Genomic DNA, 15,686 nt, shown 5'->3' with positions numbered 1-15,686 from the left:
CTACCCGATCGTCAGATGTAAGCAATAACTACCCTCGCGGCGACGGTCGCGCGGACAAGAGAGAACCCGGATTATGCTGCAGTTCATACTCCGACGTCTGGGCCTTGTCATCCCAACGTTTATCGGTATTACATTACTCACCTTCGCATTTGTTCACATGATCCCCGGCGATCCGGTACTGATCATGGCGGGCGAACGCGGTATTTCTCCTGAACGCCATGCACAGTTAATGGCGCTGTTAGGTCTGGATCAGCCGCTGTGGAAACAGTACCTGAACTACATTAACGGCGTATTACATGGTGACCTGGGCATTTCACTTAAGAGCCGCATCCCGGTCTGGGATGAGTTTGTTCCGCGCTTCAAAGCGACGCTGGAACTCGGCATCTGCGCCATGATATTTGCCGTGGCCATTGGTATCCCGGTTGGGGTCATGGCCGCCGTGAAGCGGGGGTCGATTTTCGATCACACCGCCGTGGGGATCTCACTGACCGGCTACTCCATGCCGATCTTCTGGTGGGGCATCATGCTGATCATGCTGGTCTCGGTACAGCTCAACCTGACGCCGGTTTCCGGGCGGGTCGGCGACACCGTCTTCCTGGATGACACCATGCCGCTGACCGGCTTTATGCTGATCGATACCTTCTTCTGGGGTGAGCCGGGCGACTTCCACGATGCGGTGATGCACATGATTCTGCCTGCCATCGTGCTCGGCACCATTCCGCTGGCGGTGATTGTGCGAATGACGCGATCGGCGATGCTCGAAGTGCTGGGTGAAGATTACATCCGTACGGCGCGCGCCAAAGGCCTGACGCGCATGCGCGTGATCGTGGTGCATGCGCTGCGAAACGCCATGCTGCCGGTGGTTACGGTGATCGGCCTGCAGGTCGGCACTTTGCTGGCCGGGGCGATTCTGACCGAAACCATCTTCTCGTGGCCGGGCCTGGGTCGCTGGCTGATTGAAGCGTTGCAGCGCCGTGACTATCCGGTAGTGCAGGGCGGGGTGCTGCTCACAGCAGTACTGATTATTGTGGTCAACCTGCTGGTTGATCTGCTGTATGGCGTGGTTAACCCGCGCATACGTCATAAGAAATAAGGGGGCATCATGTCTGTTGTTGATCCCGGCAGCGTTACCGTTGCACCCAAGCCGATGACCCCGTTTCAGGAATTCTGGCACTACTTTAAACGTAACAAGGGCGCCGTCGTGGGCCTGGTTTACATCATCATTGTGTTGCTGTGCGCCATTTTTGCCGATGTGCTGGCCCCGCATGCCCCTGCTGAGCAGTTCCGCGATGCGCTGCTGCATCCGCCGGTCTGGCAGGAAGGCGGCAGCTGGAGCTACATTCTGGGCACCGACGATGTAGGCCGCGATGTGCTGTCGCGTCTGATGTATGGCGCGCGCCTGTCGCTGCTGGTTGGCTGTCTGGTGGTGGTGCTGTCACTGATTTTCGGCGTGATATTTGGCCTGCTGGCCGGTTATCTCGGCGGCGTGGTCGATGCCATCATCATGCGTGTCGTTGATATCATGCTGGCGCTGCCCAGCCTGCTGCTGGCGCTGGTGCTGGTCGCCATCTTTGGCCCCTCGATCGTTAACGCCTCCATCGCGCTGACCTTTGTGGCGCTGCCGCACTATATCCGTCTGACCCGCGCGGCGGTGCTGGTGGAAGTGAACCGCGACTATGTGACCGCCTCAGGCGTGGCCGGTGCCGGTATGCTGCGCCAGATGTTTGTGAATATTCTGCCTAACTGCCTTGCACCGCTGATCGTGCAGGCTTCATTAGGTTTCTCCAACGCCATTCTCGATATGGCGGCGCTGGGCTTTCTCGGTATGGGTGCGCAACCGCCGACGCCGGAGTGGGGCACGATGCTCTCCGACGTCCTGCAGTATGCGCAAAGTGCCTGGTGGGTAGTGACCTTCCCTGGATTGGTCATTCTGCTTACCGTGCTGGCATTTAACCTGATGGGCGATGGTTTGCGTGATGCACTCGACCCGAAACTCAAGCAGTAAAGAGGCACCGAGATGGCGTTATTAAATGTAGACAAACTATCGGTGCATTTCGGCGACGATAAAGCACCGTTCCGCGCGGTTGACCGCATCAGTTATCAGGTTGAGCAGGGCCAGGTCGTGGGTATCGTGGGCGAGTCCGGCTCCGGTAAATCGGTGAGTTCCCTGGCGATCATGGGGCTAATCGATTTCCCCGGCAAAGTGATGGCTGAGAAGCTGGAGTTTAACCAGCGCGACCTGCAGAACATCTCCGAACGTGAGCGCCGCCAGCTGGTGGGCGCAGAAGTGGCGATGATTTTTCAGGACCCGATGACCAGCCTCAATCCCTGCTACACCGTAGGTTTCCAGATCATGGAAGCGATCAAGGTGCATCAGGGCGGCAATAAACGCACCCGGCGTCAGCGGGCGATCGACCTGCTGAATCAGGTCGGTATTCCCGATCCCGCGTCACGGCTCGATGTCTATCCGCACCAGCTGTCGGGCGGCATGAGCCAGCGTGTGATGATTGCCATGGCGATCGCCTGTCGGCCTAAGCTGTTAATCGCCGATGAGCCGACCACGGCGCTCGACGTGACCATTCAGGCGCAGATCATCGAACTGCTGCTGGAGTTGCAGCGGCAGGAGAACATGGCGCTGATCCTGATTACTCACGATCTGGCGTTAGTGGCAGAAGCGGCGCACCACATTATCGTGATGTATGCCGGTCAGGTGGTGGAGAGCGGGAAAGCGACCGATATCTTTAAGGCGCCGCGCCATCCTTATACGCAGGCGCTGCTGCGTGCGCTGCCAGAGTTTGCGGCCGATAAAGCACGCCTGGCCTCGCTGCCTGGCGTGGTACCGGGCAAGTATGACCGCCCGATTGGCTGTCTGCTTAATCCACGCTGCCCCTATGCGACTGACCTTTGTCGTCAGGAAGAACCTGAACTGCGCACCATTCCAGGACGCCAGTCCAAGTGTCACTATCCGCTGGACGATGCCGGGAGACCAACTTATGAGTCATGAAACCACGAAAGATCAGTTCCTGCTGCAGGCGATTGATCTGAAGAAGCACTACCCGGTGAAGAAGGGGCTGTTTGGTCAGGAGCGTCTGGTCAAAGCGCTGGATGGCGTCTCTTTTAATCTGGAACGCGGCAAAACGCTGGCGGTGGTAGGCGAGTCAGGCTGTGGTAAATCCACGCTGGGCCGCCTGCTGACGATGATTGAAACCCCGACCGAAGGGCAGCTTTACTGGCACGGTCAGGATCTGCTGAAACATGATCCCCAGGCGCAGAAGCTGCGTCGCCAGAAAATCCAGATCGTGTTCCAGAACCCGTACGGCTCACTCAATCCGCGCAAAAAAGTAAGCCAGATTCTGGAAGAGCCGCTGGTGATTAATACCCAGCTGACCCGCGCGGAACGCCGCGAGAAGACGCTGGAGATGATGGCAAAAGTCGGCCTGAAAACCGAGCACTACGACCGCTACCCGCACATGTTCTCAGGCGGGCAGCGTCAGCGTATCGCCATCGCACGTGGGCTGATGCTCGATCCGGACGTCCTGATTGCCGATGAGCCGGTTTCGGCGCTCGACGTGTCGGTGCGTGCCCAGGTGCTTAACCTGATGATGGATCTGCAGCAGGATATGGGGCTTTCTTATGTCTTTATCTCGCACGATCTGTCGGTGGTGGAACACATTGCCGATGAGGTGATGGTGATGTATCTCGGCCGGTGCGTTGAGAAGGGCAGCAAAGAGGCAATTTTTGCCAACCCGCGCCATCCTTATACTCAGGCTTTGCTGTCAGCGACGCCGCGGCTTAATCCAGACGACCGTCGTGAGCGCATTAAGCTGACCGGCGAGCTGCCGAGCCCGCTCAATCCACCGCCGGGCTGCGCCTTTAATGCGCGCTGCCACCGACGTTTTGGCACCTGCGTGCAGCTGCAGCCGAAGCTGAAAAACTATGGCGGACAGGAGATTGCCTGCTTCGCGGTTGATCAGGATGAGAATCAACCGGTCGGCGTGGCAGAAAAGGTCAACTGAGGATTGGCAGCGCATTCTGATGTTTACAGACCGCACAAAATTGAAAGCGATGGGAGCACAGGCCTGTAGCAAAACATTGCGCCCCCCGGACAAAAACGCCGGGAGCGTTTTTGAACAACGCAAAGCGTTGGCCCGACTACGGGCGCACCTCAGGAATGAGGTGCGTACTAAAAAAACCGGGAGCGTTTTTGAACAACGCAACGCGTTGGCCCGGCTACGGGCGCCCCTCAGGGATGAGGTGCGTAATCGCCCGCGCTGAGCCTGCCAGGGATGGCGTCTTTTGCGTCTTTGCTTAAGGCGTATGCCCCCTGAGCCTGTTCGCGATCTTAACTCCCCAGCCGAAGGCTCTTTTCTGGAGTCTTTTTTTATCTCAACTCAGCTGCAAGCCGCACTGCTGGCAGGTCAGCGAGCACTTTCTGGTTATTCCTCCTCTTTTTCCGTTATCAGTCTTAACCTGTTTTTCTTCTTGCGATATTTTCAGTGAAAAAAGATAAATAGCCTCAATCACTTATGGCAGAAAGGCGATTTTTTTTCGCCTGCGGCAGCCTGAACGCTCTTTGAAAGGCTGTTTACAGGAGTCAGCCTGGCAGTGCCAGAGGTTGTAAGAGCGGTATTTTCTGAAAAATTATTAAAACAGGGCTAATGAATTTAACTTAAGTATTACTTATTAATTATCAGCGGTAATGACTCAGCAAAGGCTTTCTTCCGCCACTATTGAATCTTTATGATTAAACAATTTGATTGAAATTGCTTTTTTTGTAATCAGGTTTTTCTGACTGATATTAAAGGGATGTGTTATATTCCAGGAAAATTCCCACCTTGTTGCAGGCCATGGCCAATGAAGAATAATTACGATGATTTGCAGCGTTTTAAAGAGAAAACGCAAACGCTCGACATCGACTTTAAAGATATGTCTGGCCAGACGCAGGAAGCGGCGGAACACAGTAAATGGGCATTGATTCGCCAGCTGGCGAAAGAAGAACATCAGACACCGTTTGGCGGCGGCGAGCGTATTGACCTGCCGCAACCTCAGCCGCTGCGTGGTGATGAGTTTACGGCTCCACCGCCTGGGGCACCGGCACGACATGCCGCACTCACTGCGCAACCGGCAATGGCAGCTCGCACCTCGATTCTCGATAGCCTGTCAGGCAGCAACCTGCCAGCAACCAGCACGACTGCACGCGGTCCTTCATCACTCTTTCCGCCACCGCCACCACTGCAAAAAGCGGCCGTGGCTGAGCCTGCGACCCCGCTGCGTGCTGAGCCGGTCCGGCCTGCCGCCGTGGCGGAACTTCAGCCCGTCGTCGCACCCACCGCCACCCATTCTGAGCCAGGACGATTTGGTGCGCTGTTCCGCTCGCGCGAGATTAATCTGCCGAAAGAAACCTTACTCAAACCGTTACTGGAGAAGATTGCGCTATGCCATTAGTTTGTGTGTGCTCGCCGAAGGGGGGCGTGGGGAAAACCACGCTGGCGGCGAATCTGGCCTGGAGTCTGGCGCGTTCCGGTAGCAAAGTTCTGGCGATTGATTTTGATGTGCAGAATGCAATGCGTCTTCACTTTGGCGTGCCGCTTCATGATGGCCGCGGATTTGTGGCGCGCTCAGAAGAGCAGGCGGACTGGAGCCAGTCGATCCTCACCACTGGCGGCAATATCTTTGTGCTGCCCTATGGCGACGTCACTGAGCCGCAGCGCGAACGGTTCGAAGAGAACCTGATGAAAGATCCCCACTTTATTAAGCGCGGTCTGGATACGGTGCTCAATTATCCCGGTCTGGTGATCGTGGCTGATTTCCCGCCGGGCCCAGGCCCCGCCCTTAAAGCAATGACGACGCTGGCCGATATGCATTTAGTGGTGATGTTAGCCGATACCGCATCAGTATCGTTATTACCGCAGATTGAAGAGAACCGGATGATCGGTAAGCCTCTCAATAATAAGCAGGGTCACTATTTTATCCTTAATCAGTGTGACAACCGCCGGAATATCAATCGCGATGTCACCGCGTTTATGCAGCAGCGCCTGGGCGATAATTTACTGGGCGTGGTTCACCGTGATGAAAGTGTGGGTGAAGCCAATGCTTCGCAGCAGTCTGTTTACGATTTCAGTCCCGCCTCCGCAGCGGCATTTGATATTGAACTGATCGCGAAAAGGGTCAGCAGCATTCTGAATATCACCGTGGGTAATGGCGAAGTTCAGGCTCCCATCCGCACAAACCACTTTTAGTCGGCTTCCGCCAGGCGACTGACTTACACAGCTTTTCTCAGGGTGAATCATGAGTAAAATCGGGTTTTACCTGCTGCTGCTGGTGCTTGCACCCGTTGCGGCGGTGATCATCATTACGCCAATGGACAGCCAGAAACAGTATATTTTTGGTCTGATCAGCATCGGCATGATGTTTTTATTGGGTTTCAGCAAGAGCCGTAAAATAACGGTGGTGATGGTGGTTCTCTCTGCGCTGATGTCCAGCCGCTATATCTGGTGGCGGACCACCGAGACGCTGCACTTTAATTCCGAAGTTGAAGCTATCTTAGGCATTGGCTTATATCTGGCGGAGCTGTACGTCTGGCTGATCTTAATTCTTGGCTTCCTGCAAACCACCTGGCCATTAAAACGCACCATCGAACCCTTACCGGACGACACCAGCCTGTGGCCGACGGTCGATATTTATGTGCCTTCCTACAATGAAAGTCTTGATGTGGTGCGCGACACCGTACTCGCGGCGCAGTGTATCGACTACCCGCGTGACAAAATCAGGGTCTATCTGCTGGATGATGGCAAGCGCAGCGAGTTTGCCCGCTTTGCGGCGGATGTCGGCGTGGGTTATATCACCCGTGACGACAACAAACATGCCAAAGCCGGGAACCTCAACCATGCGATGAAAATCACCAAAGGTGAGCTGATTTGCATCTTCGACTGCGACCACGTGGCGACGCGCACCTTCCTGCAGGCGACGGTCGGACCGTTCCTGAAAGATCCAAAGCTGGCGCTGCTACAGACGCCGCACTACTTCTATTCTCCCGATCCCTTTGAACGTAACCTGCGCGCCGCACGCAGCATTCCAAACGAAGGCTCGCTGTTTTATGGCCCGGTGCAGCAGGGTAACGATAACTGGAATGCCACTTTCTTCTGTGGCTCCTGTGCGGTTATCCGTCGTTCAGCGCTGGAAGAGATTGGCGGTTTTGCCGTTGAAACCGTGACCGAAGATGCACACACCGCCCTGAAAATGCAGCGACTGGGCTGGGGCTCAGCCTTTTTGTCGATCCCGCTGGCTGCCGGTCTGGCAACAGAACGTCTGGGCCTGCATATCATTCAGCGTACCCGCTGGGCGCGTGGCATGACACAGATTTTCCGCGTCGATAACCCGCTGTTTGGCCGTGGCCTGAAGTGGCAGCAGCGTCTTTGCTATCTCAACGCCATGCTGCATTTCCAGTTTGGCCTGCCACGCGTTGCCTTCCTGACCGCACCGCTGGCTTACCTGCTGTTTAACCTGAATATTATTCACTCATCGGCCTCGCTGATCTTTGCCTATGTGCTGCCCCATCTGGTGATGTCGCTCTACGTTAACTCACGAATGAATGGCCGTTTCCGTTACACCTTCTGGGGTGAAATTTATGAGACGGTGATGTGCTTCCATCTGGTGATCCCGACCATTCTGACCCTGCTGTCGCCAAAACATGGCAAGTTTAACGTGACCGATAAAGGCGGCGTGCTGGATCAGGGCTTCTTCGATTTCCACATTGTGCGTCCGCATGTGATTGTGGCGCTGCTGCTGGGCATTGGCATTGTAGCCGGCGTGGTGCGCGCCGTGATGCATGACTATTTTGGCGTCGATCCTTACGTAATCGCGCTCAACGTCGGCTGGGCGATCTTCAGCCTGATCATTCTGATGGCGGCGATTGCCGTGGCGCGCGAAACCAAGCAGGTACGTAAAACCATCCGTGTTGAAGTGCAAATCCCGGCGATTATTCATTACGCCAGCGGCATTTCATTGCGCACCCAGACCAGCAACCTTTCGATGGGCGGCGCGCAGCTTGATGCACCCGATGGACGTCATGAAACTGATGAGATTGAAGAGATTGATCTGCTGCTGAAATCCGGCGCGATCACTATCCCGGTCAGTCAGATTTCCGGCGATGATGAGAGCATCCGTCTGCGCTTTGAGGCGATGCCGCTGGCGCGTCGTCGCGAACTGGTCCGTGTGGTGCTGGCTCGTGCTGATGCCTGGATTCAGCCGGAGTATAAGCAGGACAACCCGCTGATTTCGCTGGGCACTATTATCCGTACCGTCTTTGAGCTGTTCTGGCTGACCTGGAAAGGCCGCCACGATAAACGTAAAAATGTCGACCCGGTTGCCGCGGCGGCGAAAGAGGATGGGGCGGCATGAAGATCCTGACGCAAACTTTGCTGGTCAGTTCACTGACCGCAGCGTTATGGCTGACGCCCGCTGGCGCGGAAACGCCGGTTACTGCTGATAACAGCAGTGCTGCGCCGGTAAACAGTTCAGCCCCGACGCCGCCTGATGCTGCTTCCACCACGCAGCCTGCCAGTGCGCCGGTAAACAGTCCGGCTCCGATGTCGCCTGATGCTGCTTCCACCACGCAGCCTGCCAGTGCGCCGGTAAACAGTCCGGCTCCGACGCCGCCTGATGCTGCTTCCAGCACGCAGCCTGCCGATGCCACCGTCATTGCACCCGCGACAAATCAGGCTCCGGTCAGCGATGCGGCATCTGTGGTGCCCATGAATAATGGTTCCACCCAGACGGCAGGTTCAGACCAGGTAGCGGTCCCGGTCAGCGGTGGAGAGTCTGCAATGCCGTCAGTGTCACCAGCGGCAAATGCGCCATCTGCGACACCGTCCGCAGAATCTGCACCGGCATCGGCGCCACAGAGTGCATCACCCAATGCCATGGCACCCCCGGTGAACGCCTCTTACGCCCCAGGTAGCGAGGCGACATCACAAACTCAGCCATCTTCAGTGACCGGTGACGCGACCTCAACGCCTCAGACCGCGTCATCGACCGGTGAGGCGGCGGCTTCTGCCCAGACCACCGTGCCGATGGCCGCCACCGGCGCGGTGACCCAGGACAGCAGCGCGCTGTCAGCAGTACCCCTGCCGCAGGGCCTGAGCAGTGCCGATCCCGCGCTGGAAGCGGCCGCCAGTGCGCTGCCCTACGCGCCAGGTCAGGTAGCTGCACCGGTTGCAGAAGCGCAGCCGCCGATCGCGGCTGCCATCAATCAGCCAATCAGTAGTGTTATTTCAGTGGCCCAGATGGGCCAGTCGCGCGGCATCACGCTGACCGGCGGCCAGCTTCAGTCGGGCATCACCTTTACCCTGCCCGGCGATGAAGTCATCACCAATGCGCGACTTAATCTGACGCTGCGCGTCTCAGCTGCGCTGGCGGCACGCAATACGTCGCTGCAACTGATGCTGAATGGTCAGCCGCTCGGCACGCTGCCGCTGGGTGCGACGGACAGCGATGTCAGCGACTATGAGCTGGATATTCCGGCGGCGATGGTGGTGTCGGCGAACAATCTGAGTTTTAAAATCAATGATGCGGACAAGTTGCTGTGTGAAAGAGAGAGCGCACAGCAGTATCAGGTCACCATTCTGCCGAACACATCGCTGCACCTTGAGGGTCAGAAGCTCAATATCGGCACCAGCCTGCGTAATTTCCCGCGCCCCTTCCTGGATCCTCAGCGGATGACGGCGTCCACCGTGACGGTGGGCTTTGCCAGTCATGTTTCAGCCGATGCTGTCAGCGCGGCGGCACTGGTGACATCATGGCTTGGCATTCAGAGTGATTATCGCGGCATCCGTTTCCCGGTGGTGCGCGGCGAACTACCGGAACACAACGGCATCCTGTTTGGTCATCCTGGTGACCGGATCGGCACCCTGACTTTCCCGGCCAGTAACGGTCCGATGTTGCAGGTGGTGGATAATCCCAATAATCCGGTTTACAAATTGCTGCTGGTCAGTGGCAACAATGAGGAGCAGTTGCGTCAGGCGGCGAACCGTCTGACGACGCAGCCACTGACGACGGATGAGAGTCATCTGCAGGTCCCCGCACAGACTATTGCAAACCGCAAACCTTACGATGCCCCGCGCTGGATTAACACTGACCGTCCGGTACGACTGAGCGAACTGCTGCGTAAAGATCAGAGTCTGACCAGTAGCGGCATCTGGCATGATGCGCTGCGTGTTAACTTCCGCGCCGCGCCTGATTTGTTCCTGTGGGATGGCGACACAGTGCCGGTCAATCTGCACTATCGCTTCCCGTCCGAAAGCTGGATCGATGAGGATAATTCCTTCCTTAACGTCATGCTTAACGGCACTTTTCTGCGCAATCTGACGGTGAACAAAGTCGGCCTGCTGGAGAACGCCTGGCACCGTCTGGGCGGTGATGCGCGTCAGGAGCAGTATCAGCTTAATCTCGAACCCTACCTGATCTATGGCGATAACCAGCTGGCGCTCTACTTCAATATCAAACCGCGGGCTGATGCGCCCTGCGGTGTGTTACTGAACAACAACATCAAGAGCCGGATTGAAGAGGATTCATGGATCGATCTGAGCCATACCCGTCACTTCAGCATGCTGCCGAACCTCTCTTACTTTGTGGGTGCCTCTTTCCCGTTCTCACGTCTGGCCGATTTCAGCCAGACCACGCTGCTGCTGCCGGAAACGCCCAGCGATGCTGAACTGTCAACGCTGCTGGATCTGGCGGCGCGGGCTGGTAAAGCCACCGGTCTGGCGCTGACACAGAATCAGGTACTGTTTGGCCTGCCGACTGGCGGAACCCATCTGGCGCGCATACAGCAGAGCGATCTGCTGGCGGTGAGCACCACCGGCAACAGCGCCTTTAATCAGGCGATGCTGGCGGCTTCCCCTTATGACGCCACCAGCAGCACTTTTGGGGTGAAAGAGCCTGACACGCTGGAAAAATTACGCGGCTGGCTGACCGGTGACTGGAGCCGTCAGCAGCTGGATGCCGATCGTTACTTCTCCTCCAACGAAGCGTGGCGAGGCTTCCTCAGCTACCGATCGCCATGGAACCGCGATCGGCTGGTGGTGATGACGGTGGCAACCAGCGACGATCAGCTGTTGCGACTGCATAACGATTTGAGTTCAGCGCAGATTAACGCCGGCATTCGTGGCGATACCGCGATTATTACCGATGAAAACGGCATTCGCAGTTTCCGCGTCGGCGCGCAGTTTCCCAGCGGTGAGTTGCCCTGGTACATGATGGTGGTGTGGTATGCCAACCAGCACTCGGTGCTGCTGGCGGTGGCGGCGATGCTGCTTTCCGCGCTGGTGGGCAGTGCGGCCTGGGTGATGCTGAAGCGTCACGCCTGGCGACGTCTGAACCCAAAGCAGGACCGTGATTCCGGCAGGAAGTAAGGATAATAATAATGAAAAAAAATCTGTTAAGTGCCGGTATCCGTAAGGCGTTGCTGCTGGGCAGTGCGCTGGCCCTGTCACAGCCGCTGCTGGCGGCGGAAAGCGCCAATCCGGCGTTGCAGGCGCTGTTCGATCAGGCCTCTTACTGGCATCAGAAAGCGCATGACGACCTGGCGACAGCCTCACTGCAAAAGGTGCTGATGGTTGAACCCAACAACACTCAGGCGCTCTACCTGCTGGCGCTCTATTCACAGCAGGGTGGCGACACTGCGGCGGCGGCGCAGTATCGCGCCCGTCTGAGTCAGGTCTCCCCCAACGATCCGCACCTCGGCGAGCTGGATAACGCGCGCCAGATGCAGACCATTCCGCAGGCGCAGCTTGCGCTGGCGCGTCAGCAGGCGCGCAGCGGCAATATTCCGGCGGCGTTACAGACCTGGCGCAACACCTTCAGCGGCAATGCGCCACCACCCAGCGTCGCGGCAGAATATTATCTCACTATGGCGGGCGACCGTACGCTGCTGCCGCAGGCGGTTGAGGCACTGCGCCAGTTTGCGGCTCAGCATCCGCAGGACACCGGCGCACGGCTGGCGCTGGGTAAAGCGCTGACCTATCAGGAAACAACCCGTCGCGAAGGCATTGAGGTGCTGAGTTCGCTGGCGAGCGGTAATCAGGATGCCGACCGCTCACTGCGTCAGGCGCTGCTGTGGCTCGGTCCGCAGCCGTCAGATGCGGCGCTCTATCAGACCTGGCAGCAGCGTCATCCGCAGGACTCCGCCGTCATCGACTACTACCGTAAAAACGTCGGCGGCGCAGAAAAAGGGGCCGGATTCAGTGCGCTCAACAGCGGTGACGTCGGCGGTGCGCAGTCCAGCTTTGAAAAAGTACTGGGTGCGAATCCGCAGGATGCCGATGCGTTAGCGGGCATGGGCTATGTGGCCCAGCGAGCCGGACGTTATCAGGAAGCGGCGGATTATCTGCAGCGGTCTGCTCAGCTCGGCGGCGATCAGGGTTCATCGCGTCAGCAGCAGGCTGACGATGCACGTTTTTATGCACAGCTGGCCAGCGCCCAGCAGGCACTGAAAAGCGGAGACACGGCGCAGGCGCTGACATTAAGCGAACCGCTGGTGCAGGCTGACGGCGAAAAAGGGCTGGCCGCCAGACTGTTCCGTGCCGACGTGCTGCGCCGCACCAATCAGCCACAGCAGGCGGAGCAACTCTATCGCACTATTCTGCAAAGCGATGCGGATAACCGCAGCGCCAAAGAGGGGCTGTTCTACGTTCTGCGTCAGCAGAATCGGGGTGCCGAAGCCAGTACGCTGCTGGGTGCATTGCCGGACAGCGTTCGCCAGAGCGTCACGCCACGGGCCAATGAAGCCGACGCACTGCGTCAGCAGGCGAAGCGTCAGCTTGCAGCCGGTAACAATGCCGCTGCCATCGCGACGCTGCAGCAGGGTATTCAGCGCTATCCCACGGATGGCTGGCTGCGGCTCGATTTAGCCCGGCTCTATCGTCAGCAGGGCGACACGCTGCTGGCGGCTAACGTGATGCAGCCGGTGATGCGCAACGGGGCCAGCACCAGCGAACTGTATGCCGGTGCGCTTAACGCCAGCGAAAGCGGCGGCTGGCAGCAGGCCAGCACGTTGCTGTCGCGTATTCCCGCTAACGCGAAGACGGCGGCGATGCGTGAACTGGCGCAGCGGGTTAATTTCAATCTGCAGATGAGCACGGCCGACCAGTATCTGGCGCAGGGCGCGACGGCTGCCGCCGCCAATACCCTGAAGGCGCTCACGGTTAATCCACCCACCAACCCGGTTGATGCCGGAAACCTGGCGCAGAAGCTGGCGCAGGCGGGCGATCTCACCAGCGCCGTTTCGGTGGTGCGGACTAACCTGCAGCGTGGCGTGCAGGGCAATGCGGGCGATTATGCCGCGCAGATGACGGTACTGAATCAGGCGGGCCTCGGCAGTGAGGCGCAGCGCTTCCTCAGCAATCCGGAACTGCAGGCGCGCAGTACGCCAACGCAACTGGCCGGTATTCGCAATGGCTATCTGATTAACGAAGTGGATCGTCTGCGGCAGCAGCGTCAGTACGCGGTGGCGTATGACAAGCTGATTGGTGCACTGCAGCAGGATCCGCAGAACCGCGATCTGATGTTCGCGATGGCCCGTCTCTACCAGGACGGCAAGATGAACCGGGATGCGGGCGTGGTCTATGACTACCTGATGACCCAGGATACGCCGACGCAGGATGCGCGCGTCGGGGCCATCAACGTCGCGCTGGCGCAGAACAATGTGCAGCGCGCTAATGAGCTGAGTCGCGGCCTTAACAGTACGACTCAGACACCGGATCGTCTGCTGCTGCTGGCGCGGGTCGCGGAAGCCAATGGCGAGCATTCTCAGGCGATGACTTATCTGCGTTCAGCGCGCGGTCAGCTGATTGGCCTGCAGGGCGCGCAGCCTGGCAGCGTGCCGACCGTGGGCGGACTGGCGCTGGCGGATAATCCGTTTATCAACCGTGATACTTCGCCGGTGGGACGTTCACCATCCAGCTACGGCACCGTGCTGCCGTGGCAGGCGGCACCGGCGGGCGTTGCCGCTGGCGTGACAACGCAGAGTGAACCGGCCGCGGGCAGCGAAACCGTTGCTCAACAGTCACAGATTCTGCACGACGTCGACACCATGATGGATTCGCTGCAGGAAAAAACCGGCAGCTGGAGTCAGGGCACGGTGCAGGTGCGCGGGCGTGATGGCGAGTCGGGCCTGAGCAAGCTGACGGAAGCCAAAGCGCCGCTGACCTTCTCTACCGTGCCGTTTGAAACGGCGCGCTTCGACTTTACCGCCACGCCGGTGTCACTTACGGCGGGCAGTGGCGCAGCCGATGCCTGGCGCCGTTTTGGCACTAATGCGCTGAGTCAGGGCAGAGTGGTCGCCGCAGGCGGTGCGACGGTGAATGACCTGCCGAACGCCACCACCGATTCGCAAACCGCCTCAGGTGTGGAGCTGAATCTGGCGCTGAAGGGCGACAGGTATAAAGTGGATATCGGCAGTACGCCGCTGGGCCAGGATCTCAGTACTCTGGTCGGGGGCGTACAGTGGTCACCGAAACTCACCGACTTCCTGACGCTAATCCTGACCGGTGAGCGCCGCGCGATTACCGACAGCCTGCTCTCTTACGTCGGCGCAGAAGATAAAGCCAGCGGCAAACGCTGGGGACGCGTCACCAAAAACGGCGCTAACGCCCTGTTAAGCTACGACAATGGCGATGCGGGCTTCTACGCCGGCGCGGGCGCGTACAGCTATCTCGGCGAGAATGTCGCCAGCAACAACAACCTGCAGGCAACTGCCGGTGCCTACGTTCGTCCGTTTCACACTGAGGATCGCGAGCTGAAAGTGGGCATGAGCCTGTCGTGGATGGACTTCTCGAAAAACCTCAGCTACTTCAGCTACGGTCAGGGCGGCTACTTCAGCCCGCAGAACTATGCGTCGGTCTCGTTCCCGATAGAGTTCTCACGCAAGTTTGACGATCTGAAAGTGAATATTGGCGGTGCAGCCGGTTATCAGACCTACAGTCAGGATAAGAGCGCGTACTTCCCGTCGGATGCCAGCCTGCAGTCAGAGCTGGAATCCCTTGCCGCCAGCGGCAGCGTGAAAGACGCTTACTACTCCGGCGGCAGTAAAAACGGCATCGGCTACAACCTGCACGCCGGGGCGGACTACAAACTCAATAAAGATGTGACGATTGGCGGCCAGCTGGGTTATGACACCTTTGGTGACTACAACGAAAGCAGCGCGCAGCTCTATGTCCGTTACCTGTTCGGAGAGAAGTAATGAGTGAGCATTCGGGGGTATCGCATCCGTATCAGCCAGGCTGGTTTGACCTGGTCAGCGTGCTGATTGACGGGATGATCGCCAACGCCGGTCAGCAGGAGGCGGAAGCCTTTCTCTATAAGATGGGGGAATCGCTGGCGAACCGCTATCCTTTGCCAGAGTCGCGTACCGTGCAGGATCTGGAGCGCGAGTGCAATCTGCAACTGGCGCGGTTTAACTGGGGCTTTGTGCAGCTTCAGCCGGAAGAGAAGGCGCTGCTGATTGCGTATCACGCCTTACCGGCAGGCGACAACATCCACTCTCCGGCTGACTGGCAGGCGGCGTTTGGTGCGGTGATGGCCGGACTTTTTTCGGGCTGGTTGCAGGGCCAGGGCGGCAGCAGCATTGTGCCGGTTACGCTTGAACTCAACGATGGCAGCACGCTGCACTATCGATATCAATAGGATCG

General features: G+C 58.2%; 10 protein-coding genes. All 10 read left to right on the top strand.

The genetic code is table 11. The features are described from left to right. The first annotated feature begins 73 nt into the window (after nucleotides 1-73). A complete protein-coding gene (gene dppB, locus OK409_RS13805; RefSeq protein WP_010257427.1) occupies nucleotides 74-1,093 on the top strand; it encodes a dipeptide ABC transporter permease DppB in 1,020 nt (339 codons plus the stop codon). Nucleotides 1,094-1,102: 9 nt separating this feature from the next. Then, nucleotides 1,103-2,005 carry a dipeptide ABC transporter permease DppC gene (gene dppC, locus OK409_RS13800; protein WP_010671643.1) on the top strand — a complete coding sequence of 301 codons (903 nt, stop codon included), beginning with the start codon at nucleotides 1,103-1,105 and terminating at the stop codon, nucleotides 2,003-2,005. A 12-nt stretch (nucleotides 2,006-2,017) separates the two neighbouring features. After that, nucleotides 2,018-3,004, top strand: coding sequence for a dipeptide ABC transporter ATP-binding protein (gene dppD, locus OK409_RS13795; protein ID WP_010257423.1), 987 nt, complete (start codon nucleotides 2,018-2,020; stop codon nucleotides 3,002-3,004). Continuing rightward, nucleotides 2,994-4,016 carry a dipeptide ABC transporter ATP-binding subunit DppF gene (gene dppF / locus OK409_RS13790; protein WP_022624835.1) on the top strand — a complete coding sequence of 341 codons (1,023 nt, stop codon included), beginning with the start codon at nucleotides 2,994-2,996 and terminating at the stop codon, nucleotides 4,014-4,016. Before dppD ends, dppF begins: the two co-directional genes overlap by 11 nt. An 838-nt stretch (nucleotides 4,017-4,854) precedes the next feature. Beyond that, complete coding sequence (gene bcsO / locus OK409_RS13785; RefSeq protein WP_089415132.1) at nucleotides 4,855-5,445, top strand: cellulose biosynthesis protein BcsO; 591 nt, start codon at nucleotides 4,855-4,857, stop codon at nucleotides 5,443-5,445. Continuing rightward, nucleotides 5,436-6,239: a cellulose biosynthesis protein BcsQ gene (bcsQ, locus tag OK409_RS13780; protein ID WP_172608408.1), complete on the top strand. Its 804-nt coding sequence runs from the start codon at nucleotides 5,436-5,438 to the stop codon at nucleotides 6,237-6,239. Before bcsO ends, bcsQ begins: the two co-directional genes overlap by 10 nt. A 49-nt stretch (nucleotides 6,240-6,288) precedes the next feature. Next, nucleotides 6,289-8,400, top strand: a complete 2,112-nt coding sequence (gene bcsA, locus OK409_RS13775; protein WP_264367156.1) for a UDP-forming cellulose synthase catalytic subunit — start codon at nucleotides 6,289-6,291, stop codon at nucleotides 8,398-8,400. Further along, a complete protein-coding gene (gene bcsB / locus OK409_RS13770) occupies nucleotides 8,397-11,411 on the top strand; it encodes a cellulose biosynthesis cyclic di-GMP-binding regulatory protein BcsB (protein WP_264367155.1) in 3,015 nt (1,004 codons plus the stop codon). Before bcsA ends, bcsB begins: the two co-directional genes overlap by 4 nt. An 11-nt stretch (nucleotides 11,412-11,422) precedes the next feature. Beyond that, entirely contained in the window at nucleotides 11,423-15,238 is a 3,816-nt protein-coding gene (locus tag OK409_RS13765) for a cellulose biosynthesis protein BcsC (protein WP_264367154.1), read from the top strand. Then, a complete protein-coding gene (gene bcsD, locus OK409_RS13760) occupies nucleotides 15,238-15,681 on the top strand; it encodes a cellulose biosynthesis protein BcsD (RefSeq protein WP_010671651.1) in 444 nt (147 codons plus the stop codon). The genes OK409_RS13765 and bcsD overlap by 1 nt, the downstream gene beginning before the upstream one ends. The last annotated feature ends 5 nt before the right edge of the window (nucleotides 15,682-15,686 follow it).

This window comes from Pantoea sp. RG18 (assembly GCF_025910075.1).
GTDB classification, from domain to species: Bacteria; Pseudomonadota; Gammaproteobacteria; order Enterobacterales; family Enterobacteriaceae; genus Pantoea; species Pantoea agglomerans.
Note: the sequence above shows the minus strand (reverse complement) of the source record. Positions and strands in the feature narration are given on the sequence as shown.

What these genes read in the sequence shown, in the direction of transcription:
- OK409_RS13765 (WP_264367154.1), top strand. Translation starts at nt 11,423, where the DNA reads ATGAAAAAAAATCTGTTAAGTGCCGGTATCCGTAAGGCGTTGCTGCTG.
- dppC (WP_010671643.1), top strand. Translation starts at nt 1,103, where the DNA reads ATGTCTGTTGTTGATCCCGGCAGCGTTACCGTTGCACCCAAGCCGATG.
- bcsD (WP_010671651.1), top strand. Translation starts at nt 15,238, where the DNA reads ATGAGTGAGCATTCGGGGGTATCGCATCCGTATCAGCCAGGCTGGTTT.
- bcsB (WP_264367155.1), top strand. Translation starts at nt 8,397, where the DNA reads ATGAAGATCCTGACGCAAACTTTGCTGGTCAGTTCACTGACCGCAGCG.
- bcsO (WP_089415132.1), top strand. Translation starts at nt 4,855, where the DNA reads ATGAAGAATAATTACGATGATTTGCAGCGTTTTAAAGAGAAAACGCAA.
- bcsA (WP_264367156.1), top strand. Translation starts at nt 6,289, where the DNA reads ATGAGTAAAATCGGGTTTTACCTGCTGCTGCTGGTGCTTGCACCCGTT.
- dppB (WP_010257427.1), top strand. Translation starts at nt 74, where the DNA reads ATGCTGCAGTTCATACTCCGACGTCTGGGCCTTGTCATCCCAACGTTT.
- bcsQ (WP_172608408.1), top strand. Translation starts at nt 5,436, where the DNA reads ATGCCATTAGTTTGTGTGTGCTCGCCGAAGGGGGGCGTGGGGAAAACC.
- dppF (WP_022624835.1), top strand. Translation starts at nt 2,994, where the DNA reads ATGAGTCATGAAACCACGAAAGATCAGTTCCTGCTGCAGGCGATTGAT.
- dppD (WP_010257423.1), top strand. Translation starts at nt 2,018, where the DNA reads ATGGCGTTATTAAATGTAGACAAACTATCGGTGCATTTCGGCGACGAT.